Source organism: Paraburkholderia sp. UCT2 (genome assembly GCF_014397665.1).
Lineage (GTDB): Bacteria > Pseudomonadota > Gammaproteobacteria > Burkholderiales > Burkholderiaceae > Paraburkholderia > Paraburkholderia tuberum.
This window is the reverse complement of record NZ_VZQO01000024.1, coordinates 90,099-112,747: the sequence shown is the minus strand read 5'-3', so window position 1 is coordinate 112,747 and position 22,649 is coordinate 90,099. Positions and strand designations below refer to the sequence as shown.

Genomic DNA, 22,649 nt, shown 5'->3' with positions numbered 1-22,649 from the left:
GCGTGACCGGGGCCGGAGCTGTCATGGTGAACTCTCCTCGAGGCTGGATGAATGCGTCGAGTTTTATCACGAAGTCGCGAATCAATAAAAGCGCGTTAAATACAATTCCGATAAAAGGCGCGTCGCATTCATTCGAAATTCACCAAAAAATGTCTCGTCGATTTATTTATAAATAAAAATTACCTGAAAAAATCAGCAAGCATTTTTTTCGCTTAATGATGCGCAAGAATGACAGCACGAGTGGGGCCCGAGCTTCGCGCCAGGACTGTTGGCAAAGCGAAAGCTTCCATGTGAAAGCGCTCGAATGGGCTGCCCGGAACCTTCTGTCGGGCCGCATTGCGGCAACAATTGCCGCACAAAATGCATAAAAAATGCCGAAATTTTGACCGATACAATTTGAGATTTTTTGTGGTCTTGTCGTGGGAATTTTAATACCGCTTTATTGAGGTATGAACAAGGGTATTCACTCATTCGCAATCGGATTTTGCGGTCTGGTCATTCAGGCTGATTCAGTCCAGTCGCGCCGCCAGGCAGATCGGAAATAAAAAAGCCCAACGATGAAACCCGCATGCAACAGCCATTTCAACCAAGCGACGGATCGCACTTGACTGACGAACAGAGGGGCGGCGCATGCTGAGCGTTCTAGCGAGAATCATCGACATCGCCATGGTCGCGCTCGCCGCGGTGCTGGCGGCGGGCGTGCACAGCGGCAGAGTGGTATGGCTCGACGATATGCAAAGCGTGTCGCTTGCGTTCGGCTGCCTGCTCGTGGTGGTGTTCTTCCCGCCGCTCGGCATCTATCAGTCGTGGCGCGGCAAGCCGCTCTACGATCTGCTGTCGCGCGTCACGGGCGGCTGGCTGATGGTCGAAGTGACCGGCGTGCTGATCAGCTTCAGCGTGCACCGCGCCGACAGCCTGTCGCGGCTGTGGCTCGTTTACTGGGCGCTAGCGTCGATCGTGCTGCTGGTCGTCACGAAGGTGATCGTCTATTCGATCCTGCGCGGGCTGCGCCGCGAGGGCTTCAATCAGCGCGCGGTCGCGATCGTCGGCGGCGCGCCGTACGGCCGCTTCCTGATCGAACAGATGCGCGGCCGTCCCGAAGCGGGCTTCAAGCCCGTCGTCGTGTTCGACGAGGACGGCACGATCAATCCCTACGAAGACCCGGACGCGGCGCACGCGGTCGCGGGCGTGCCGGTCGAGCGCGACTATCAGCGCATGATCGAACTGGTAAGGCAGCGCGCGATCCGCGAGTTGTGGCTCGCGCTGCCGATCTCGAAGGAGAAGGCGATCCATCGCTTCGTGATGGATCTGCGCAACGACTTCGTGAACATCCGTTTCATCCCCGACGTCGGCAGCCTGACGCTGTTCAATCAGCCGATGGTCGAGCTGCTCGGCGTGCCCGCGATCAATCTGGCCGCCTCGCCGATCACCGATCTGCGCGTGCTGCCCAAGCGCGTGTTCGACAGTGTGTTCGCGCTGGGCGCGCTGACCGCACTCGCGCCGCTGATGCTCGCGATCGCGCTGATGGTGAAGCTCAGCTCGCCTGGACCGGTGTTTTTCCGCCAGCGGCGCAAGGGGATCGACGGCCGCGAGTTCGAGATCTTCAAGTTCCGCTCGATGAAGGTCCACACGGAAGCGGCCGGCAAGATCACCCAGGCGACGCGGCGCGATCCGCGCATTACCGCAGTCGGCGCGTTCCTGCGCCGCACCAGCCTCGACGAGCTGCCGCAGTTCATCAACGTGCTGCGCGGCGAGATGTCGGTGGTCGGTCCGCGTCCGCATGCGCTCGAGCACGACGACATCTACAAGGATCTGGTGAAGGGCTACATGCACCGCTACCGGATCAAGCCGGGCATTACCGGCTGGGCGCAGATCAACGGTTATCGCGGCGAAACCGATCGCATCGAAAAGATGATGGGCCGCGTAAAGCTCGATCTGTACTACATGCAGCACTGGACCTTCTGGCTCGACATCAAGATCGTCGTGCTGACGCTGTGGAAGGGCTTCGCGGGCAGCAACGCCTATTGAACGCGGGGTGCCGGGCCGCGCCGATGCCACGCATCGCGCGAGCGCATTCCTGAATCAACTTTTTTACCGAGGTGCAATCCATGAACCTGACGATCATCGGTAGCGGCTATGTCGGCCTCGTGACCGGCGCGTGTCTGGCCGACATCGGCCACGACGTGTTCTGTCTCGACGTCGACGCGCGCAAGATCGACGTGCTCAACAACGGCGGCGTGCCGATCCACGAGCCGGGGCTGCAGGAGATCATCGCGCGCAATCGCCGCGCGAAGCGCCTGACGTTCTCCACCGACGTCGAGGCCGCGGTCGCGCACGGCGACATCCAGTTCATCGCGGTCGGCACGCCGGCCGACGAGGACGGTTCCGCCGATCTGCAATACGTGCTCGCGGCCGCGCGCAACATCGGCCGCCATATGACCGGCTTCAAGGTGATCGTCGACAAATCGACGGTGCCGGTCGGCACCGCATCGCGCGTGCGCGAAGTGGTGGCCGCCGAGCTGGCCGCGCGCGGCGTCGAGCAGATGTTCTCGGTCGTGTCGAACCCGGAGTTCCTGAAGGAGGGCGCGGCCGTCGAAGACTTCACGCGGCCCGATCGCATCGTGCTCGGCTGCGACGAGGACGTGCCCGGCGAAAAGGCGCGCGAACTGATGAAGCGCCTGTATGCGCCGTTCAACCGCAATCGCGAGCGCACGCTGTATATGGACGTGCGTTCGGCCGAATTCACCAAGTACGCGGCCAACGCAATGCTCGCGACGCGCATCTCGTACATGAACGAGCTCGCGAATCTGGCCGATCGCGTCGGCGCGGATATCGAGGCGGTGCGCCGCGGCATCGGTTCCGATCCGCGCATCGGCTATGACTTCCTCTACGCGGGTTGCGGCTATGGCGGCTCCTGTTTTCCGAAGGACGTGCAGGCGCTGATCCGCACCGCGGCCGACCACAACGCGAACCTGCGCATTCTCGAAGCGGTGGAAGCGGTCAACGATGCACAGAAGCAGATCCTCGCGCAGAAGATCGTCGCGCGTCTCGGCGAGGATCTGTCGGACCGCACGTTCGGCGTCTGGGGTCTCGCATTCAAGCCGAATACCGACGACATGCGCGCGGCGCCGAGCCGCGAGCTGATCGCCGGGCTGCTGGGCCGCGGCGCGCGCGTGAAGGCCTACGACCCGGTCTCGATCGACGAAGCGAAGCGCGTGCTCGCGCTCGATCTGAAGGACGTGCCGCAGCAGCATGCGCGACTTTCGTTCGTGAGTGAAGAGATGGAAGCGGCGAGCGGCGTCGATGCGCTCGTGATCCTGACCGAATGGAAGGTCTTCAAGAGTCCAGATTTCGATGCGCTGAAGCGCATCCTGAAGACGCCGCTGATCTTCGATGGCCGCAATCTGTACGAGCCGGACGTGCTGCTCGAACTCGGCATCGAGTATCACGCGATCGGCCGGCGGCATGCGTTGCGCAACGCGCCGGCGCGTGTCGGCGCGAAAGGTTCGATGCAGGCGGCGGACCTCGCCGCGACGGCAGCCTCCGGCCGCTGAAGCCGCCGCGATCGCCGCGCGAGAGAGTCCGCCATGTTCGACAACGTTCTGATCGTGTGCCACGCCAACGTGTGCCGCTCGCCCGCCGCCGAGATGCTGTTCAAGGCGAGCCAGGCGCGCGCGCCGCGCTCGGGGGCCGCACCTATCGCGTTTCATTCGGCGGGCATTCGTGCGGTGAACGGCCACGGCATGGACCCGGTGATGCGGCGCCTGCTCGAAGAGCGCGGCGTCGCGGCCGGCGTTCACCACGCGCGGCGCCTCGAGCGCTCGCTCGTGCGCGCGGCCGATCTCGTGCTGGTGACCGAGCGCGCGCAGGTGAGCGAGGTCGAAGCGCTCGATCCGTCCGCGCGCGGCAAGGTCTATCCGCTCGGCAAGTGGGAAGCCGATTCGGACGTCGCCGATCCGCACGGCGGCGCGGAAGACGAATATAGGGAGAGTCTCGTGCTCATCGAACATCTGGTCATGGGATGGCTGAAGAAAATATGCTGAAGAAACCCCGCATCGAAAATTCATTCGCGAGCTTGCGCACGAAGCTCGCCGCCTCACTTCTGCTGACGTCCTTTTTGTCGGCCTGCGCGACCGCACCGGGCAATTACCTCGACACGTCGCGGCTCAAGGACAACGATCAGGCGCCGAGCGAAACCTATCCGGTCCATCTGATCGACGCGAACCTGATCATGGCGCAGGCGCAAGCCGCCGCCGCGAAAACCCAGCCGTTGCCGCCAGCGGCGCTGTCCGATCCGTCGCTGTACGTGTACCACCTCGCGCCGCAGGACATTCTCGGCATCACCGTGTGGGATCACCCCGAGCTGACCACGCCGCAGGGCAGTACCTTGTCCTCGGGCGGCAATACCACGCAGACGATCGCGGGTGCGTTGCAGCAGCCGTATACGGCCGCGCTGCCGGGCCAGGCCGATCCGTACGGCCAGACCATCGCCGCCGACGGCACGATCTTTTTCCCGTTCGTCGGCCGCATCCAGGCCGCGGGCAAGACCACGACCGAGCTGCGCGCTCAGCTCGCCGCCCGCCTCGTGCCTTATATCCGCAATCCGCAGGTCGACGTGCGCGTGCTGTCGTATCGCGGCCAGAAGGTGCAGGTCACGGGCGAAGTGAAGCAGCCGGGACCGCTCGCGGTCAGCGACGTGCCGCTGAAGCTGGTCGACGCGATCACGCGCTCGGGCGGCACGAACCCGGACGCCGACATCCAGCGCGTGCGACTCACGCGCAACCACAAGCTCTATGTGCTCAATGCCGATCGCATGCTCGATCAGGGCGATACCACCCAGGACGTGATGCTGCAGAACGGCGACGTGGTCAACGTGCCGGACCGCACCGACAGCCGCATCTTCGTGCTGGGCGAAGTGAAGACGCCGATCCAGGTGCCGATCGCGCGCGGCCGCATGACGATCGCCGACGCGCTCACGCAAGGGGGCGGCATCCTCAACACCGACGCCAATCCGCGCCAGATCTATGTGATGCGCGGCATGCGCGAGCATCCGACCACGCCCGAGGTGTTCCGCCTCGACATGACGCAGCCGGACTCGATCATGCTGTCCTCGCAGTTCCAGTTGCAGCCGCTCGACGTCGTGTACGTGGGCACCGCCGCGTCGACCACGTTCAACCGTGTGTTGCAGCAGGTGCTGCCGAGCGTGCAGACGCTGTTCTATCTGAAGCAGCTGACGCGCTGAACGGTTGGCCTGTAACGTCCCGCGCCGCTGTTGTCCGGGCGGTGCGGGACGTGCAACGAAAGCAGAAGTACCGCTGACGCGAAAGCCGAAGCCAACGACACGGGATGGAACAGTGAGCAATCAACTCTCTCCACAGATGGCTGGTCCGATCAAGACCGAAGAAGAAGACGTCGTCCTCGGACAACTGGTGCAGGTGATCCTCGACGACATCTGGTGGCTGCTCGCGATCACCGGGATCATCGTCGCGATGGCGGTCGCGTACTGCTACCTCGCCAAGCCGACTTATTCGGCCGATGCGCACGTGCGCGTCGAGCAGTCCGACAGCATGTCGCAGGCGCTCACGCAAACGCAGACCGGCGCCGCGATCACCAGCGGCTCGACGTCGCTGCCGACCGACGCCGAGATCGAAATCATCAAGAGCCGTGGTGTGGTCGCGCCGGTCGTGCAGCAGCTGAAGCTGAACTTCAGCGTTACGCCGAAGACGATCCCGCTGCTCGGCAGCATCGCCGCGCGCCTCGCGACGCCGGGCCAGCCCGCGCGCGCGTGGCTGGGGCTCACGTCCTACGCATGGGGCGGAGAAAAAGTCGACGTCGATTCGATCGACGTGACGCCGTCGCTCGAAGGCGAGAAGCTGCTGCTGCGCGTGATCGACGCGCAGCACTATGAACTGTTCGCGCCGAACGGCTCGCTGCTGCTGCGCGGCCAGGTCGGGCAGCAGGCGCAGGGCGGGGGCGTGACGATGGTCGTCAACACGCTGATCGCGCGCCCCGGGCAGGAGTTCACCATCGTGCGCTCGAACGATCTCGATGCGATCACCGCGTTCCAGTCGGCGATCACGGTGCAGGAGCAGGGCAAGCAGACCGGCGTGATCCAGATCTCGCTGGAGGACAAGAGTCCCGAGCATGCGGCGCTCGTCGCCAATGCGCTCGCGCAGTCGTATCTGCGCGAGCACGTGTCGACCAAGCAGGCCGACGCAAGCAGGATGCTCGACTTCCTGAAGAGCGAGGAGCCGCGCCTGAAGGCCGATCTCGAACGCGCGGAGGCCGCGCTGACCGCTTATCAACGTCAGTCCGGCTCGATCAACGCGAGCGACGAGGCGAAGGTCTACCTCGAAGGCAGCGTGCAATACGAGCAGCAGATCGCCGCGTTGCGTCTGCAGATGACGCAGCTCGCCGAGCGCTACGGCGACGACCATCCGACGCTCGTCGCGGCGCGTCAGCAGATGGCCGAGCTGGAGGCGCAGCGCACCAAATACGCGGACCGCTTCCGCGATCTGCCGGCCACCGAAGTGAAGGCCGTGCAGTTGCAGCGCGACGCGAAGGTGGCCGAAGACATTTACGTGCTGCTGCTCAATCGTGTGCAGGAGCTGTCGGTGCAGAAGGCGGGCACCGGCGGCAACGTCCATATCGTCGACGCCGCGCTGCGCCCCGGCGCGCCGGTCAAGCCGAAGAAGATGCTGATCATCTCGGCGGCCGTGATTCTCGGGCTGATCGCGGGCACCGGTTTCGTGTTCCTGCGCCGCAATCTGTTCAAGGGCATCGACGACCCCGATCACGTCGAGCGCGCGTTCCGTCTGCCGGTGTTCGGCCTCGTGCCGCAAAGCGCCGAGCAGGTGCAGCTCGAAAACAGCTATGCGCGGGGCGGCGAACGGCTGCGTCCGGTGCTTGCGAACGCGCGGCCGAAGGACGTGACGATCGAAAGTCTGCGCAGCCTGCGCACCGCGATGCAGTTCACGCTGATGGACGCGCGCAACCGCATCGTGATGCTGACGGGGCCGATGGCCGGCGTCGGCAAGAGCTTCCTCAGCGTGAACCTGGCGATGCTGCTCGCCCATTCGGGCAAGCGCGTGTTAATGATCGACGGCGACATGCGGCGCGGCACGCTCGAACGTTACGTGGGCGGCTTGCAGGAAAACGGCCTGTCCGAGCTGCTGAGCGGCCAGATCTCGCTGGAGGAAGCGATTCGCGGTTCGAGCATCGAGGGCCTGAGCTTCATCTCGTGCGGCCGCCGTCCGCCGAATCCGTCCGAGCTGCTGATGTCGCCGCGACTGCCGCAGTACCTCGACGGCCTCGCGAAACGCTACGACGTGATCCTGATCGACACGCCGCCGGTGCTCGCGGTGACCGATGCGTCGATCATCGGCGCGTATGCGGGCTCGACGTTCTTCGTGATGCGCTCGGGCATGCACAGCGAGCTCGAGCTGGCCGATGCGCTGAAACGCCTGCGCTCGGCGGGCGTCCACGTGCAGGGCGGCATCTTCAACGGCATGCCGGCGCGCTCGCGGGTCGGCTACGACCGCGGCTACGCGGCGACTCAGGCATACCTGAGCACGTGAGGCGGGCTCCGCACTCGAGCACCGACTTCTGCACGACAGGAACAGAGGACATCACGATGAAATTGACGGTACTGGTACCGACTTATCGCCGCCCGGCCGATCTGGCGCGCTGCCTCGCGGCGCTCGAGCGGCAATCGCGCGCGCCCGACGAAGTCATCGTGGTCGCGCGCGTCGACGACGACGCGACGCATGCGTGCCTGCGCGATCCGTCCACGGGCGGCCGCCTGCCGCTCGTGATCGCGCCGGTGGACATACCGGGCCAGGTCGCGGCCCTGAATCGCGGGCTCGACGCCGCGAGCGGCGACGTGATCGCGATCACCGACGACGACGCCGCGCCGCGCCGCGACTGGGTCGAGCGCATCGCGGCCGCGTTCGAAGCCGATGCGCGCCTCGGCGCGCTGGGCGGGCGCGACTGGGTGCACGAAAAAGGCCGCGTGCTCGACGGCGAGCGGCCGCTGGTCGGCAAGGTGACCGCGCACGGCAAGATCATCGGCAATCATCATCTGGGTGTCGGTGCGGCGCGCGAGGTCGACATCCTGAAGGGCGCCAACATGAGCTACCGGCGCGAAGCGGTGCGCACGATCCGCTTCGACGCGCGTCTGCGCGGCGCGGGCGCGCAGGTGCACAACGACATGGCGTTCAGCCTCGCGGTGAAAAACGCGGGCTGGAAGCTCGTGTACGACCCGCAGATCGCGGTCGATCATTTCCCGGCCGAGCGTTTCGACGACGACAAACGCGACGCGCAGACGATGGCCGCGCTGCGCAACGCCGCGTTCAACTTCCATCTGATCCTGCGCGACCAGTTGCCGCCGCTGCGCCGCGAAGCCGCGTGGTGGTGGTGGACGCTGGTGGGCACACGGCTTTATCCGGGCCTCACGCATGCGGCGCTCGCGCTGCTGTCGAAGCAGGCGCAGTTGAAGCTGTCGCGCTGGCGCGAGGTTCGCGCAGGCGCCCATGAGGCGCGGCGCGCGCTGTCGAAGAGCGGAGTGTCCGCATGAGCACGAAGGTTCACGTTCATCTCTTTTACGGCGCCGATCCGCGTTTTTATCGCAAGGGCGACGATATCGGCTGCCTGTACGGTTATCACCATGCGCAGTCCGAAGCATTCGCGCTGACTTATTCGCAAGACGCGCGCGAAAGCCGGCCCGTGCGGCTCGTACGGCGCGCGCTGAAGGCCGCGCTCGGCTTCGATTTCATCCATACGTGGCGCAATCGCGCGGAGATGCTGCGCTCGGACGTGATCTGGACGCATACCGAGCAGGAGTGGCTGTCCGCCGCGCTGATGCTGCTGCTGTGCGGGCGCAAGGCGGGGCCGGGCGCGTCGCCGCTGCTGCTCGCGCAAAGCGTGTGGCTGCTCGACAAGTGGCCGTCGTACGGCATCGTGCGCAGCTGGTTGTATCGCAAGCTGTTGACGCGCGCGGATCGCTTGACCACACTCGCTAGCGAAAACGCCGGGTTGTGCCAACGCTATTTCCACCGCGACGCGACGCCGCTGCTGTACGGCCTGAACACGCGCGACTTCCCGGTCACCCCGCCGACGCACTGGACGCCGCGCACGCCGCTGCGCATCGCGGCGATCGGCAACGATCGCGACCGCGACTGGGAGACGCTGATCAAGGCGGTCGGCAACGATCCGCGCTACACGGTGAAGCTCGCGACGCGGCGGCGCATTCCCGCGTCGCTGCGCGCGTCGAATGTCGAGATCGCGCTGTTTTCCGGCATCAAAAAGCAGCACGAGCTGTACGACTGGGCCGACGTGATCGTCGTGCCGCTGCGGCCGAACTCGCACGCCTCGGGTATCACGGTGATGCTCGAAGCGGCGGCGCTCGGCAAGCCGATGGTCGCGACCGACGTCGGCGCGCTGCGCGACTATTTCCCCGCCGACGAAGCCGCCTACGTGCCGCCGTTCAAGCCGCAGGCACTGCGCGATGCGCTCGACCGGCTCGCCGCCGAGCCTGACGAGGCGCTGCGCCAGGCGCAGGCAGCCGCGGCCGGTCTGCTCGCGCGCGATCTGACCACCCAGCACTACGCGATGCAGCACGTGCGGATCACGCGCGAGATGCTGAGCGCGCGCGGCCAGGCGAGCGCGCATGCCGGCGCGGCCACGCACGCGCAGCCCGCCGCACCCGGGCGCGAATCGCGCGGAGGCCTATAAGCGATGTCGACGATTCCGCGCGCGAACCCGTTGCCGCCGCTAGGCGCGGCCAACGCCGGCCCTGCAAAACACGCCGCGAGCGGGCTGCTGTCAGGCGGCCCGCGAGAATGGCTGCCGCCGCTCCTGCTGTGGCTGATCGCCGCGGTGCTGATCCTCGCGCATCAGGGCACGGTGCTCACGCTGGCGTTCCCGGTGCTGGCGATCCTCACGGGTCTGTGGCTCTACTTCAAGAGCCCGGCGCGCTACATCGGCTTCATGTGGTGGCTGTGGTTCCTGAGCCCCGAAGTGCGGCGTCTCGCCGACTGGTCGAAGGGCGCGTTCACGCCGACGAGCCTGATCCAGGTCGCGCCGCTCGCCGTCACGATGATCAGCGGGCTGTCGCTGCTGCGCTACTACCGGCTGCTCGCGCAGCGCCGAGGCTTGCCGGTGCTGCTGATCCTGCTCGGCTTGATCTACGCGTTCCTGATCGGCGTGATGTCGAGCGGCCCGCTCGCGGCCACCTACGACCTCGCGAATTGGCTCTACCCGATCCTGATCGGCTTTCACATCATGGCGCACACGCGCCAGTATCCGCAGTATCGCGACACGATCATCAACACGTTCATCTGGGGGATGCTGGTGATGGGCGGCTACGGCCTGATCCAGTTTTTCATCATGCCGCCGTGGGACGCGCTGTGGATGCTCGGCTCGCAGATGAACTCGCAGGGCGACCCGGTGCCGATGGGCGTACGCGTGTTCAGCACGATGAACTCGTCGGGCCCGTTCGCGTTCGCGATGATGGGCGCGATGGTGTTCGTGATGGCCGCGCAGCATCGCGTGCGCTGGATCGCCGCCGCGCTCGGCTTCTTCTCGTTCGCGCTGAGCCTCGTGCGCTCGACGTGGGGAGGCTGGGTCATCGCGCTCTTGATCCAGCTCGTGAAGTCGAACAACAAGGTGCGCGTGCGCATCGTCGCGAGCGCGGTACTGCTCGCCGGCTTGTGCGTGCCGCTGCTGGCGGTCGGCCCGGTGGCCGAGCGGATGCAGGCGCGGCTAAACACGATCGTCAATCTGCACGACGACCAGAGCTACGCGGCGCGTAACGAGTTCTACGCGACCTTCGCGAAGACCGCGTTTACCGACGTCTCGGGCGAGGGCATGGGCGCGACCGGCACCTCGACGAAACTGTCCAACGACGGCGGCCAGCTCGGCCAGTACGGCAACTTCGACAGCGGCGTGATGAACATTCCGTTCGTGCTCGGCTGGCCCGGCACCTTGCTGTACATGTCCGGCATCGTGTGGCTGCTGACGCGCGCGGTGCTCGGCTCGTTCAGGCTGCGCGACGACAAGTTCGTCTCCGCGTGCCTGAGCCTGTGTCTTGCGACCTTCGCGATGCTCGTGTTCACGAACTCGCTGGTCGGCACCGGCGGCCTGCTGCTTTTCATGGGCGCTTTTTCGATTCTTTCCGCGGTTCACCACGAAAAAATGAACCGCGCACGCACGCTATTTCTCCACGGAGGCACGGATTGAGAGTCGCCATTGTCACGCACGTAGTGCGCCATAACGACGGCCAGGGGCGCGTCAACCACGAGATCGCGCGCGCGGCGCTCGACGAGAACATCCGCGTGACGCTGGTCGCGTCGCACGTGGCGCCCGAGCTGCTCGCGCATCCCAACGTGCGCTGGGCGCCGGTGAAGATCGGCCGCTGGTGGCCCACCAATCTGCTGCGCCAGCAGGTGTTCGCGGCGAAGAGCGCACTGTGGCTGCGCGCGCATCGCCGCGACTACGACGTGCTGCACGTGAACGGCTTCATCACCTGGATGCGCGCCGACGTCAATACCTCGCATTTCGTGCATAGCGGCTGGTTCGCGAGCAAGTACTACCCGTTCGGTCTCACGAAGGGTGTGTGGTCCGCGTACCAGTCGGTCTATACGCGCTGCAACGCGTTGCTCGAGCGCTGGGCGTACCGGCGCTCGAAGGTGATCACCGCGGTGTCGCAGAAGGTCGCCGACGAAATCCGCGCGATCGGTCTCACGCCGCGCAACCGCGTGGACGTCATCTACAACGGCGTCGACACACAGGGCTTCGCGGCAGCGAGCGGCGATCGCGCAAAGTTCCAGCTACCAGACGATGTGTTCCTGCTGCTGTTCGTCGGCGACCTGCGCACGCCGCGCAAGAATCTCGGCACCGTGCTCGCCGCGTTGAAGCATCTGCCCGAGCATGTGCAGATCGCGGTGGCCGGCTTTCTGCCGGGCAGCCCGTATCCGGACGAGGCGAAGGCGCTCGGCATCGCGCATCGCGTGCATTTTCTCGGGCTCGTGAAGGAGATGCCGGTGCTGATGCATTCGGTCGACGCGTTCGTGTTCCCGTCACGCTACGAAGCGATGAGTCTGTCGCTGCTCGAAGCGATGGCGGCGGGGCTGCCCGTCGTGACCGCGCGCACGGCCGGCGGCGCCGAGATCATCACGCCCGAGTGCGGCATCGTGCTGGACGATCCCGACGACCCGCAAGCGCTCGCTCGCGCGGTCGCGCAACTCGCCGGCGACGACAGCGCGCGCCACGCGATGGGCAAAGCCGCGAGCGAACTCGCGACCGGCTTCGGCTGGGCGCGCATGGCCGCGCAATACATCGCGCTGTACCGGCAGCTGGCCGGGCAGCAGGAAAACCGCCGGCGCAGCCAGACGGAAGCGACGGTCGTCGCGCAGAACGATGCGCTGACGCTGAACCATCTCGCCGGACAGAAGAGCGTGGAATGACCGCGCGAAGCGCGCCATCCACGTCTACACATAGCAACTCACCGCAAGCAACACACAGGGGCACACCATCATGACGACTGGCTCAATCAAATCACTGCAGATCGGGATGCACTGGTTTCCCGAACGCGCGGGCGGCCTCGACCGCATGTACTACTCGCTGGTCGGCGCGCTGCCGGGCGCGGGCGTCGCGGTGCGCGGCGTCGTCGCCGGCTCGCCGAAAGTCGCGGCCGATACCGGTGGCGCGATCAACGGCTTCGGCCCCGCCGCGCAATCGCTGCCGCTGCGGCTAATGGCGGCCCGCCGCGCGCTACGCCACGAAATCCGCACGTCGCGGCCCGATGTGATTTCGTCGCACTTCGCGCTCTATACGTTTCCGGGGCTCGACGTGACGCGCGGCATTCCGCAGGTGTCGCATTTTCAGGGACCGTGGGCCGACGAGAGCCACGTCGAAGGCGCCGATTCGTTCGGCCAGCGCGCGAAGCGTTATCTGGAGCAGTCGGTATACGCGCGTTCGTCGCGGTTGATCGTCCTGTCCGACGCGTTCGGCAAGATTCTCACGACGCGCTACGGCATCTCGCCGGAGCGCGTGCGCGTGGTGCCGGGCTGCGTCGATGTCGAGCAGTTCAATCTGCCGATCACGCAGGCCGAGGCGCGTCTGCGTCTGCAATTGCCGCAGGACCGACCGATCGTGCTGGCGGTGCGACGGCTGGTGCGGCGCATGGGTCTCGAAGATCTGATCGATGCGGTGAAGCTGCTCAAACGCAGCGCGCCCGACGTGCTGCTGCTGATCGCGGGCAAGGGTCGGCTCGAAGGTGAGCTAGAGGCGCGCATCGCCGACGCGGGGCTCGAACACAACGTGAAGCTGCTCGGCTTCGTGCCCGATCAGCATCTGGCGGCGCTGTATCGCGCGGCCAATCTCAGCGTCGTGCCGACCGTCGCGCTGGAAGGCTTCGGGCTCATCACGGTCGAATCGCTTGCGTCGGGCACGCCGGTGCTGGTGACGCCGGTCGGCGGATTGCCCGAGGCGGTGGCGGGATTGTCGCCCGATCTGGTGTTGCCGGAGACCGGCGCAGCTGCGATCGCCGCGGGTCTCGCCGGCGCGCTGAACGGTACGCTGAAGTTGCCCGATGCGGATGCATGCCGCCGCTATGCGCGCGAACGCTTCGATAACGCGGTGATCGCGAAGCGGGTCGCGGCGGTGTATGCCGAAGCGATTGCGGGGAACGTGCTGCATTGACGCGCAGCGGCGGCGGTTCAATCGAATGAAAAAAGGGGCGAGGCTCGGATCGCTGCGTTCGGGCCTCGCGTTCATGTCGCCGCAAGACCGGCAAAAAAAATAGGCCACCAATAACGGCACTTTTCTGTTGAACTTGAGCCCGGATCAGCCCTTGGCCGCGATTTTCCGACCTTATTTTTCAAATCCCTGAAACGTGGCGCCCGGCGTCGACTTCGTCACGTTTACGTCACACATCCGCGACGATAATCCCCGCGCCCGAAAGTACAAAAACACACGGGCGTCCCGCCAGAAAGCGGGGACCTTGTATTTTCAGATCTCGGGGATTCTCAGATGACCATCCGCCACCGCATCACGCTTCTCGTCATTCTGATGCTTGTCGCGCTATCCGCCATTGGCGGATACGCCGTGCTTCAGACCCGCAACAGCGCCGCCAACGTCAGGCAGGTCACCCAGGGCGTCGTGCCGAGCGCGCTCGCGTCGGCAGACCTCGTATCGCAGGTCAAGGACGTGCAGCTCGCGATGATGACGCTCGTCTATGCGCCGGACGCGAACATGATCTCGCAGGCTCAAGACCTGCTGAAGAGCAAGGAAGCGTCGTTGCAGGCGGCGCTCGACGTGCAGGCGAAGGCCGCGCAAGGTCAGGCCCAAACCGGGCTCGTGAGCCAGGCGCGCGACAGCCTCGCGAATTATTTCAACGCGGTCAACGACACCGCGAAGATGAAGGCCGACGGCAAGAACGAACTGGCGCAGGCCTATCTGTTCGCGAACGTCGCGCAATACCGCGATGAACTCGAAGGCATCGTCGAGACGCTGCGGATCGAAAAGAACCGCCAGAAAGATGCCGCGATCGACGAACTGAACAGCGCGCTCGCCACCACGACGACGGCGATCGGCGCCGCGACCGGCGCGGCCATCGTCGTGCTGTTGCTGATCAGCGCGCTGCTGTATCGCCAGATCACCCGGCCGCTGAGCCGCATGCAGGTGGAGATGAGCGAGATCGCGGCGAGCCAGGACTTCACGCGCCGCGTGCCGGTCGGACGCATGGACGAGATCGGTCATTCGATCGTCGCGTTCAACGGCATGATCGAGAAGATCCAGCAAAGCTCGCTGCAACTGAAGCAGAAGACCGCCGATATCCAGGCGATGCTGCAAAACATGCAGCAGGGGATTCTGACGGTGGTCGAAGGCGTGGTCGTGCATCCGGAGTACTCCGCGTATCTCGAGGCCATCTTCGAGACGCGCGAGATTGCGGGCCGTCCGTTGCTCGATCTCGTGTTCGGCGGCACCGGGATCAACAGCGATGCGCTCTCACAGATCGAAGCGGCGCTGCAGGCATGCATCGGTGAAGACAGCATGAACTTCGAGTTCAATCAGCACCTGCTCGTCAACGAGATCGCCAGGCCGATGGCCGATGGTCGCGTGAAGACGCTCGATCTGAGCTGGTCGGCGATCACCGACGAACACGACGTCGTGCTGCGTTTGATGCTGTGCGTGCGCGACGTGACCGAACTGCGCGCGCTCGCCGCCGAGGCCGGCGAACAGAAGCGCCGGCTGGAAATGATCGGCGAGATTCTCGCGGTGAGTCAGGAGAAGTTCCATCACTTCGTCGAAAGCGCGACGGGCTTCATCAGCGAGAACGAACGGATCATCCGTCAGCATCACGAGCCGAGTCACGAAGCCGTCGCCGAGCTGTTCCGCAACATGCACACCGTCAAGGGCAATGCGCGCACGTACAGCCTTCAGCATCTGACCGGCATCGTCCACGAAACCGAACAGCGCTACGACGCATTGCGCCGCGCTGACAGCAGCGAAGCGTGGGACCAGCAGCTTCTGATCGAGGATCTGCAGCGCGTGAAGGCCGCGCTCGAAACCTACGCGACGATCAACGAAGTGAGCCTCGGCCGCAAGGGGCCGGGCCAGAGCGGCGCGGTGGATCGCTACCTGATGGTCGATCGCGAGTCGATCCAGAAGCAGCTGGATCTGCTCGAAAGCGCCGATCCGGCCGACCGGGACGCGCTCGTGTCGATGCGCGCATCGTTGCAGCGCGAACTGCGTCTGTTGGGCACCGAATCGATCTACGAAGCGCTCGCGGGCGTGCTCGACTCGCTGCCGTCTCTGGCGGCCGAACTCGGCAAGGAGGCGCCCGTCGTCAGCATCGACAACAACGGCTACCGCGTGCGCAGCGAGGTCAGCCATACGCTGCGCAATGTGTTCACGCACCTGCTGCGCAACTCGGTCGACCACGGCATCGAGCCTGCCGCCGAGCGTGTCGCGAACGGCAAGGACCCGGCCGGCGTCATCGAACTGGAAGTGGGCGTCGACCATCACGCGCTGCAGATCACCATCAGCGACGACGGCCGCGGTCTCGCGCTCGCGAAAATCCGTGGGGCCGCGATCGAACGCGGCTGGATCGACGCCGATGCCGCGCTCAGCGACGAAGCGATTGCCGAGATGATTTTCCGTTCCGGCTTCTCGACCGCGCAGACCGTCAGCGAGATTTCGGGCCGCGGCGTCGGCATGGATGCCGTGCGCGATTTCGTGCGGCGCGAGCATGGGCGCATCGAATTGCGTTTCACCGACGATCGGCGCGGCGCGGACTATCGCCGCTTTCAGACCGTCGTGTCGTTCCCCGAGGACTGGGCGGTGGACAGTCTCGACGCGTCCGCCGATGCAGCGCGCGAGCGTGACGCGGATGCGTTAGCAGGCTGATGACGGCCTGATGGATTGAACGAAGCGATGGGAGCAGGTTGTGCTTGAAAGTTATCTTTTGGCCGCAGGCGTTGGCGGTATCCTCTGCGCACTCGCGACGGGAATTTTTTATCGTCGGAAGCTTCGCGCGGGTGCGCAGGCGCAGCGTGTCGACGCGCTCGCGCGGCAGGCCCTCGAGCAGCAACTCGACGCGGCGGTCCGGCTCGGCGAGCAGGCCAACAGCGAGCGCGCCGCACTGGAGTCGATGCTCGCCGATCTGCGCGCGCAAGCCGAACAGTGCGCGCACGATCGCGAAGCGTTGCAGGCGTCGCTCGACGCCGCGAGTTCGCGAAGCGACGAATGGCTGCAGCATGCGACGCGGATCGCGCACGAGGCGGGCCGTCTGAAGACGCTGACCATCACGTTCGAGCGTTGGCACGAGCAGATGATTTCGCTGATGTCGCAGAACCGCGACATGCACAAGAAGAACCAGGAGCTGTCGTCGATCGTGCAGCACGTGCTGATCGTTTCGCTGAATGCGTCGATCGAAGCGGCGCGCGCCGGCACCGCGGGTCGCGGCTTTTCGATCGTCGCGGGCGAAGTGCGCTCGCTGGCGTCGCGCTCGCAGGAGTTGTCGAAGAGCTATCGCGAGAGCCTGCATCGCAACGACCTGACGACGGCGGCGACGTTCCAGGACATCCAGGCCGGCGGCAAGATGATCACGGCGTCGCTCGGCGGCGTCGAAGTGCTGGCGACCCAGTTCCAATCCCGGCTCGAGCAGGCCGCAGCGTGATTACCGATCAGGCGAAGCAAAGCATCGCGGACATCTTCTGTCACGCGGCCCGCGCGAGATTGCCCGCGACGCCGGGCGATTCGTGTGAGATCACGGCGGTGCCGAGGTGGGATCGCGATCATCCGGCCGGACCTTGCGCGATGGCGTTGACGATCTCGTCGATCGGCTTTCGTCTGCTGTTCGTGCTGCATTTCGGCAAGGACGACGCGACGCACGCCTACTACGCCAGCGGCGACACGACGCGTTCGCTGTCGGAAACGCTGATGGAACTCGGCAACCTGTGCTGCGGCTACATGAACCAGCAACTGGTCAATCATTTCCCCGATCTTGGCATGTCGACGCCGTATGAATTGAACAGCGCCTGTGTCGAGTATCTGGACGAGTTGCGGCCCGATCACGTGTGGGCGTACGAGCTGACGATCGGCGGTGCGGCCCGGCTGGGTGTCACGTTATGTCTATGCGCGCAGGCGCCCCTCGATTTCAAGGCTGAACTCGCCACGGCCGACGAGGCCGAAGGCGAGCTCGAACTTTTCTAGCCCCTCAACACTGCATTCGCAGACTGAAACACGATGAATACCAGCAAGCCCGTCAGCAAGCTGCTCGTGCTCGACGACTGTCCGGCACACGCGCAAGCGCTGAAGCTCTTTTTCGACGAACACAACCTGATCGCACTGAAGGTGCGCGACAGCAACCGCCTCGGCTCGGTACTGGCCACCAATATCGATCTCGGCGGCGTTCTGCTGGCGGATAGCTACGGGGGCTCGGTCGAGCAGGCGGCGACGACCGCTGCGCGCATCAATGCCTTGCGCCCCGAACTGCCGGTGATCCTGCGTTCGAGCGGCAACGCGCCGCTCGAACGGCTTCCGAAGCCGTTGACGAACGCGGCATGCGCGCATTTCAATGCCGCCGATCTGACGGCGCTGCGTGAAGCCGTCGATCGATACATCTTCAGCCTCGACTTCCCGAACGCGCTCGTGCGCGGTATCGCGGAGATCACGCAAGCGCGGCTCGCCACGTTGTTCGACGGCGTCACGGTGCAACGCGACACGCCCAGTATCGTGCGCGATCGAATCATCTTCGGCGAGGTCTTCAGCCTGATTCCGCTCGAAGGCAGCTGGTGTCGCGGCTATATGTTGATGCAGGCCGAAGAGGAGCCGCTGCTCGGCATGATCGATCGCGATCGCGCGGCACGCGACCCCGGCATGGGCGCGGGGCAACCGGGCTTTCGCGATCTGAACGACGTGCTCGGCGAATTGACCAATCTGATCTGGGGAGCGTTCAAAAACCGCTTCCTCGGTCAGCAGAATGCTCGCGAAGCAAGTCAGGTGCAGGTGCCACTGCTGGTCAATCACAAGCATCGCTACATCTCGTTCGGCTCGGACAATCCGCAGTTGCGGTTTCAATATCGATTGAGCGACGCCGCGAGCGGACAGTCGGTGTCGATCGACCAGCGCTTCGTTTTCAACCTGAGCTGGTCACCCGAGGATTTTTCTGAAAACGCGGTGGATGTCGACGATCTCGTCGAGTCCGGCGAACTCGATCTGTTTTGATACGACGCGTCGGTGACGCAAGGGAATGGTTATGGCAAAGATTCTGGTGGTGGACGATTCGAGCACGGTACGCGATGAAGTGGCGGGTTTTCTGGCGAAAAACGGTCTCGACGTCGCGACGGCCATCGACGGCAAGGATGGCCTTGCGAAGCTGAAAACGGATTCGAATATCCGCCTGATCGTCAGCGACGTGAACATGCCGAATATGGACGGCCTGACGATGGTCGAAAAAATCCGCGGCGAACTCGCGAACAAGACCGTCAATGTGATCATGCTGACGACCGAAAGCAGCCCCGCGATGAAGGAGCGCGGCAAGGCCGCCGGCGTGAAGGGCTGGATCGTCAAGCCGTTCAAGGGCGATGCGGTGCTGGAGACGTTCCGGAAACTGGCGGGTTGACGGGGCAGTGTGCGGCGAGCGCCGCCGCACATGGATGCCGTGTTAGAACGTCTCGTGGTGCTCGTTGCGCGCGATGTCCGCCTGCACCATCATCTGGCACAGCTGTTCGAGCGAGGTTTGCGGTTGCCAGCCGAGCGTGTCGCGCGCCTTGTCCGCGCAGCCGATCAGCAGGTCCACTTCGGCCGGACGATAGAACTTCGGATTGACGCGCACGAGCGTCTTGCCGGTCGCGACGTCGATGCCGGTCTCGCGCTCGTCCTTGCCCGACCATTCCAGCTGATAGCCGGCCGCCGTGAACGCCATGCGCACGAAATCGCGAACCGTTTCGGTGCGGCCGGTCGCGAGCACGAAGGTGTCGGGCGCGTCGGCCTGCAGCATGCGCCACATGCCCTCGACGTATTCGAGTGCGAAGCCCCAGTCGCGCTGCGCGCTCAGGTTGCCGAGTTCGAGCACGTCCTGCTTGCCGAGCTTGATCTTCGCGACCGTGTCCGAGATCTTGCGCGTGACGAATTCGCGGCCACGTAGCGGCGATTCGTGATTGAACAGAATGCCGCTGCTCGCGAACAGGTCGTACGACTCGCGATAGTTGATCGTCGACCAGTGCGCGAACAGCTTCGCGACGCCATACGGGCTGCGCGGATAGAACGGCGTGCTTTCGCGTTGCGGCACCGCCTGCACGAGGCCGAACATCTCGGAGGTCGACGCCTGGTAGAAGCGTGTCTTCGGGCTCAGGATACGCAGGCCTTCGAGCAGATTCAGCGCGCCGACGCCGGTCACTTCGGCGGTGGTCACCGGCTGGTCGAACGACACGCCGACGAAGCTCTGCGCGGCGAGGTTGTACAGCTCGTCGGCCTGCGTGCCGTCGAGCAGGCGCAGCGTCGAGCCGAGGTCGGTGAGGTCGTGTTCGACGAGACGCAGATTCGGATGATCGAGCACGCCAAGCTCACGCATGCGCCAGAAGTTGACCGAACTCGTGCGCCGGTAGGTGCCGGTCACGTGATAGCCCTTGTCGAGCAGCAGCCGGGTCAGATAGGCGCCGTCCTGTCCGGATACGCCGGTGATGATCGCTTTGCGTGGTTGGCTCATAGCTTGCCTTCTAGTTTGTGAGTGAAAAGAGAACGGAACGCGCGTAAAGGCCTGACTCAATGCGCGTTGTCCAGCAGCCGCCGCACCAACGGTTCGACGACCCGATAATCCTGTTCGGCCTTCAGCCGGTACAACTCCGGCTTTGGATGCGCGCCGTCCGACATCAGCGACTTCCAGTCGGGCAGGCTGCTCACATACGCGTATTGATCGACGAGCGGCACCTGCTGTTCGGCGGCCACGCGTCGCGTCATCGCTATCATCGCGGCGAGCCGTGCATTGAGCCGGTCATCGGGCATCGGGTTCGAGGTCTGCAAAACAGGCTCCTTGCCGAGCGCTCGCGCGGTTTGCACGAGCGACGTCTCGGCCGCGTAAAACTGCTCGGGCGTCTGGTTGTGCATCACTTCGTTGATGCCGTAGTTGATCAACACGATCCGCGCGGGCGAGGCGGCGAGACGTTCGCGCCACGGCAGTCCCGCCGTCGGCCCCGCGCGACGATTGCCGGTGCCGTCGCGCAACTGCCAGGCCATCGTGCCGCCGACGCCGTAGTTCGTGACGCGCACGCGCTCGCCGTCATGCGCCTGCAACGCTTGCTGCAGATACGTGACGGCGTTGCGGGCTTGCGGGCCGCAGTGGCCATCGCTGCAGGTGATGCCGAGCGTGGTCGAGTCGCCGTAAGCGTCGATCAGCAGTTGCGTCGGCGATGACACCGCCGGCCCGGCCACGGCCGCGCGCGTTGCCGGCGCGATCAGCAGCAGCGCCGACACGACACCCAGCACGTGGGCAGCAACAACGGCCAGGCGGTTCATGCGCGGCCTTGCGGTGCTTGCCGTGCAACGTTGGCGCCGGCGCGGGTCGTCGCTCCCGACCCGCGCGCGCCGAAAATCAGGCGCTTCTCGAATGCGAACCACGTGATGCTCGCGTACACGAGCGTGATAGCGAGCGCGATCGCGGCGCTCAGATAGCGATTCAGATGCAGCGGCCACACCATGTACAGCACGCTCAGGTGGATCAGATAGATCGTGTAGCTGATGGTGCCGATATAAACGAGCACGCGATTGCACAACAGCCGCTTCACGATGCCCTTGCTCTGCAGCGCGATCACGACGATCGATGTGCACAGCACCAGCGACACGCTATACAGCCCGGCATTCGACAACGGGGTATTCGCTGCGCGAAAACGCGGGTAGTGCAGATGCAGCCATGCCAGCACCGCGAGCGCGGCCAGAGCGCCGAGCACCGCGAGTCCCTTGAACGGTTCGAGCGCATTGCGATCGCGCCGCACGGCAACCGCGAGCAGCGCGCCGGCCGCGAGCAGATCCATGCGGAACGGCGTCAGGTAGTAGATCGGCCAGAACGAATCGAACCACGGCGTCGCGAGCGCGCGCAGCAGCGGCACCAGAACGATCAGCGCGGCCGCCACCAGCCCAAGCAGACGCTCGGGCACGAGCAGGATCACGAACGGCCAGAAGATATAAAACTGCTCCTCGACCGCGAGCGACCACAGCACGTTGAGGCTGTCATGACCGCTTTGATTGAGCGCATCGCCGATATTGGTCGCGAAGAACGCGTACCAGTACCAGTGCTGCGCCCACGCGAGGCCGAACAGCAGCGACGACACGGCCATTAGCAGCAGGTACGGCGGCAGGATGCGGCGCGCGCGCCGCGCATAGAAATAGCTGAAATACGACTGCTGGCGCGACTTGCGATCGAGCAGGATGCCGCTGATCAGAAAGCCGCTCAAAACGAAGAACAGATCGACGCCCATCCATAGCGGCGCTTTCAACGCGTGCTGCGCGAACACCGCGAGCACGGCGATCGCGCGCAGACCGTCGAGCTGCACGATGCGGGAATGGGAGGGCGCGAGGGGCAATGCGCTGGCTGTCATGAACCGTCCATGGTGTAAAGCGGATGAGCCGGGCGAAGGGCCGCGCGGTTCGCCACGGATTGCCAGCGAACAGCCGCGCGCTTCGCGTCGCAACTGAAGTGCAATCGATTCTAGGGAAAAGAAACTCGAGAAAAAACCCGTTGGAATGGGCTAATTGAATCAGATTGAAACAGGGTATTTCTTTGGCCATTCTCGAAAGATTTATATGTTTATGTGGTGAGCATCGGCAATCCGTAATAAATGCGGATTGCGTGATATCACATCGGTAGGAACGGGGGATCGTCGCGACAGAGGCGACTGACGGCGAGCCTTGCGCTTTTATCGATTTTTAAAATCGTTTCTTTTGCGACGTATAAGCGGACGAATATTTTTGAATTATTTTCGATTTTCGTCACCGCATTTTTTCCGCGTAACTTAGCCGTGCGGACGGCTGCCTTCAGGCGCCGCGCTTCAATCGGCTGCGCTTCGTTTCGCTTTGCCACATCACTGAATTTCGCCCCGAGCGGGCGCGGGTCCGCGTGCATCGCGTTGACCGGACATCGACTGGAG

General features: G+C 64.6%; 19 protein-coding genes. 15 read left to right on the top strand and 4 right to left on the bottom strand.

From position 1 onward, the window contains the following. The first annotated feature begins 630 nt into the window (after positions 1-630). The 15 genes from F6X39_RS20835 (at position 631) to F6X39_RS20765 (ending at position 19,129) form a co-directional block, all read left to right on the top strand. Entirely contained in the window at positions 631-2,028 is a 1,398-nt protein-coding gene (locus F6X39_RS20835; RefSeq protein WP_184033583.1) for an undecaprenyl-phosphate glucose phosphotransferase, read from the top strand. 80 nt (positions 2,029-2,108) lie between these two features. Continuing rightward, positions 2,109-3,554 carry a UDP-glucose dehydrogenase family protein gene (locus F6X39_RS20830; protein WP_184063491.1) on the top strand — a complete coding sequence of 482 codons (1,446 nt, stop codon included), beginning with the start codon at positions 2,109-2,111 and terminating at the stop codon, positions 3,552-3,554. 33 nt (positions 3,555-3,587) lie between these two features. Continuing rightward, positions 3,588-4,043: an exopolysaccharide biosynthesis protein gene (locus F6X39_RS20825; RefSeq protein ID WP_090804816.1), complete on the top strand. Its 456-nt coding sequence runs from the start codon at positions 3,588-3,590 to the stop codon at positions 4,041-4,043. After that, the gene (locus tag F6X39_RS20820; protein ID WP_187617939.1) at positions 4,037-5,242 is read left to right on the top strand and encodes a polysaccharide biosynthesis/export family protein; all 1,206 of its coding nucleotides are present in this window, start codon (positions 4,037-4,039) and stop codon (positions 5,240-5,242) included. The genes F6X39_RS20825 and F6X39_RS20820 overlap by 7 nt, the downstream gene beginning before the upstream one ends. Before the next feature lie 136 nt (positions 5,243-5,378). Continuing rightward, complete coding sequence (locus F6X39_RS20815) at positions 5,379-7,577, top strand: polysaccharide biosynthesis tyrosine autokinase (protein ID WP_187617941.1); 2,199 nt, start codon at positions 5,379-5,381, stop codon at positions 7,575-7,577. 56 nt (positions 7,578-7,633) lie between these two features. Then, on the top strand, positions 7,634-8,575 hold the full coding sequence (locus F6X39_RS20810) for a glycosyltransferase family 2 protein (RefSeq protein ID WP_187610089.1): 942 nt from the start codon (positions 7,634-7,636) through the stop codon (positions 8,573-8,575). Continuing rightward, positions 8,572-9,732 (top strand): glycosyltransferase family 4 protein, encoded by a 1,161-nt coding sequence (locus F6X39_RS20805; protein ID WP_187617938.1) that lies wholly within the window; start codon positions 8,572-8,574, stop codon positions 9,730-9,732. Before F6X39_RS20810 ends, F6X39_RS20805 begins: the two co-directional genes overlap by 4 nt. Positions 9,733-9,735: 3 nt before the next feature. Next, positions 9,736-11,238, top strand: a complete 1,503-nt coding sequence (locus tag F6X39_RS20800) for a glucose-6-phosphate isomerase (protein ID WP_187617937.1) — start codon at positions 9,736-9,738, stop codon at positions 11,236-11,238. Continuing rightward, positions 11,235-12,464, top strand: a complete 1,230-nt coding sequence (locus tag F6X39_RS20795) for a glycosyltransferase family 4 protein (RefSeq protein WP_184033600.1) — start codon at positions 11,235-11,237, stop codon at positions 12,462-12,464. The genes F6X39_RS20800 and F6X39_RS20795 overlap by 4 nt, the downstream gene beginning before the upstream one ends. Before the next feature lie 70 nt (positions 12,465-12,534). Next, positions 12,535-13,701 carry a glycosyltransferase family 4 protein gene (locus tag F6X39_RS20790; RefSeq protein ID WP_018418024.1) on the top strand — a complete coding sequence of 389 codons (1,167 nt, stop codon included), beginning with the start codon at positions 12,535-12,537 and terminating at the stop codon, positions 13,699-13,701. A gap of 330 nt (positions 13,702-14,031) precedes the next feature. Further along, entirely contained in the window at positions 14,032-16,410 is a 2,379-nt protein-coding gene (locus F6X39_RS20785; RefSeq protein WP_187617936.1) for an ATP-binding protein, read from the top strand. A gap of 40 nt (positions 16,411-16,450) precedes the next feature. After that, on the top strand, positions 16,451-17,182 hold the full coding sequence (locus tag F6X39_RS20780; RefSeq protein ID WP_187617935.1) for a methyl-accepting chemotaxis protein: 732 nt from the start codon (positions 16,451-16,453) through the stop codon (positions 17,180-17,182). Further along, on the top strand, positions 17,179-17,718 hold the full coding sequence (locus tag F6X39_RS20775) for a hypothetical protein (protein WP_090804836.1): 540 nt from the start codon (positions 17,179-17,181) through the stop codon (positions 17,716-17,718). Before F6X39_RS20780 ends, F6X39_RS20775 begins: the two co-directional genes overlap by 4 nt. A gap of 33 nt (positions 17,719-17,751) precedes the next feature. Beyond that, positions 17,752-18,732 carry a chemotaxis protein CheX gene (locus F6X39_RS20770; RefSeq protein ID WP_187617934.1) on the top strand — a complete coding sequence of 327 codons (981 nt, stop codon included), beginning with the start codon at positions 17,752-17,754 and terminating at the stop codon, positions 18,730-18,732. Positions 18,733-18,763: 31 nt separating this feature from the next. Beyond that, positions 18,764-19,129 (top strand): response regulator, encoded by a 366-nt coding sequence (locus tag F6X39_RS20765; RefSeq protein WP_018418019.1) that lies wholly within the window; start codon positions 18,764-18,766, stop codon positions 19,127-19,129. Between the two features lie 42 nt (positions 19,130-19,171). Here F6X39_RS20765 and gmd read toward each other — a convergent pair whose 3' ends face one another. The 4 genes from gmd to F6X39_RS20745 all read right to left on the bottom strand — a co-directional run bounded on the left by gmd (position 19,172) and on the right by F6X39_RS20745 (position 22,624). After that, a complete protein-coding gene (gmd, locus tag F6X39_RS20760; protein WP_090804840.1) occupies positions 19,172-20,215 on the bottom strand; it encodes a GDP-mannose 4,6-dehydratase in 1,044 nt (347 codons plus the stop codon). 56 nt (positions 20,216-20,271) lie between these two features. Continuing rightward, entirely contained in the window at positions 20,272-21,021 is a 750-nt protein-coding gene (locus tag F6X39_RS20755) for an SGNH/GDSL hydrolase family protein (RefSeq protein ID WP_187617933.1), read from the bottom strand. Further along, positions 21,018-22,100 (bottom strand): acyltransferase family protein, encoded by a 1,083-nt coding sequence (locus F6X39_RS20750; RefSeq protein WP_187617932.1) that lies wholly within the window; start codon positions 22,098-22,100, stop codon positions 21,018-21,020. Before F6X39_RS20750 ends, F6X39_RS20755 begins: the two co-directional genes overlap by 4 nt. A 257-nt stretch (positions 22,101-22,357) precedes the next feature. Continuing rightward, the gene (locus F6X39_RS20745; protein WP_187617931.1) at positions 22,358-22,624 is read right to left on the bottom strand and encodes a hypothetical protein; all 267 of its coding nucleotides are present in this window, start codon (positions 22,622-22,624) and stop codon (positions 22,358-22,360) included. Positions 22,625-22,649: the final 25 nt, after the last annotated feature.

What these genes read in the sequence shown, in the direction of transcription:
- F6X39_RS20835 (WP_184033583.1), top strand. Translation starts at nt 631, where the DNA reads ATGCTGAGCGTTCTAGCGAGAATCATCGACATCGCCATGGTCGCGCTC.
- F6X39_RS20830 (WP_184063491.1), top strand. Translation starts at nt 2,109, where the DNA reads ATGAACCTGACGATCATCGGTAGCGGCTATGTCGGCCTCGTGACCGGC.
- F6X39_RS20825 (WP_090804816.1), top strand. Translation starts at nt 3,588, where the DNA reads ATGTTCGACAACGTTCTGATCGTGTGCCACGCCAACGTGTGCCGCTCG.
- F6X39_RS20820 (WP_187617939.1), top strand. Translation starts at nt 4,037, where the DNA reads ATGCTGAAGAAACCCCGCATCGAAAATTCATTCGCGAGCTTGCGCACG.
- F6X39_RS20815 (WP_187617941.1), top strand. Translation starts at nt 5,379, where the DNA reads ATGGCTGGTCCGATCAAGACCGAAGAAGAAGACGTCGTCCTCGGACAA.
- F6X39_RS20810 (WP_187610089.1), top strand. Translation starts at nt 7,634, where the DNA reads ATGAAATTGACGGTACTGGTACCGACTTATCGCCGCCCGGCCGATCTG.
- F6X39_RS20805 (WP_187617938.1), top strand. Translation starts at nt 8,572, where the DNA reads ATGAGCACGAAGGTTCACGTTCATCTCTTTTACGGCGCCGATCCGCGT.
- F6X39_RS20800 (WP_187617937.1), top strand. Translation starts at nt 9,736, where the DNA reads ATGTCGACGATTCCGCGCGCGAACCCGTTGCCGCCGCTAGGCGCGGCC.
- F6X39_RS20790 (WP_018418024.1), top strand. Translation starts at nt 12,535, where the DNA reads ATGACGACTGGCTCAATCAAATCACTGCAGATCGGGATGCACTGGTTT.
- F6X39_RS20785 (WP_187617936.1), top strand. Translation starts at nt 14,032, where the DNA reads ATGACCATCCGCCACCGCATCACGCTTCTCGTCATTCTGATGCTTGTC.
- F6X39_RS20770 (WP_187617934.1), top strand. Translation starts at nt 17,752, where the DNA reads ATGAATACCAGCAAGCCCGTCAGCAAGCTGCTCGTGCTCGACGACTGT.
- F6X39_RS20765 (WP_018418019.1), top strand. Translation starts at nt 18,764, where the DNA reads ATGGCAAAGATTCTGGTGGTGGACGATTCGAGCACGGTACGCGATGAA.
- gmd (WP_090804840.1), bottom strand. Translation starts at nt 20,215, where the DNA reads ATGAGCCAACCACGCAAAGCGATCATCACCGGCGTATCCGGACAGGAC.
- F6X39_RS20755 (WP_187617933.1), bottom strand. Translation starts at nt 21,021, where the DNA reads ATGAACCGCCTGGCCGTTGTTGCTGCCCACGTGCTGGGTGTCGTGTCG.
- F6X39_RS20750 (WP_187617932.1), bottom strand. Translation starts at nt 22,100, where the DNA reads ATGACAGCCAGCGCATTGCCCCTCGCGCCCTCCCATTCCCGCATCGTG.
- F6X39_RS20745 (WP_187617931.1), bottom strand. Translation starts at nt 22,624, where the DNA reads ATGCACGCGGACCCGCGCCCGCTCGGGGCGAAATTCAGTGATGTGGCA.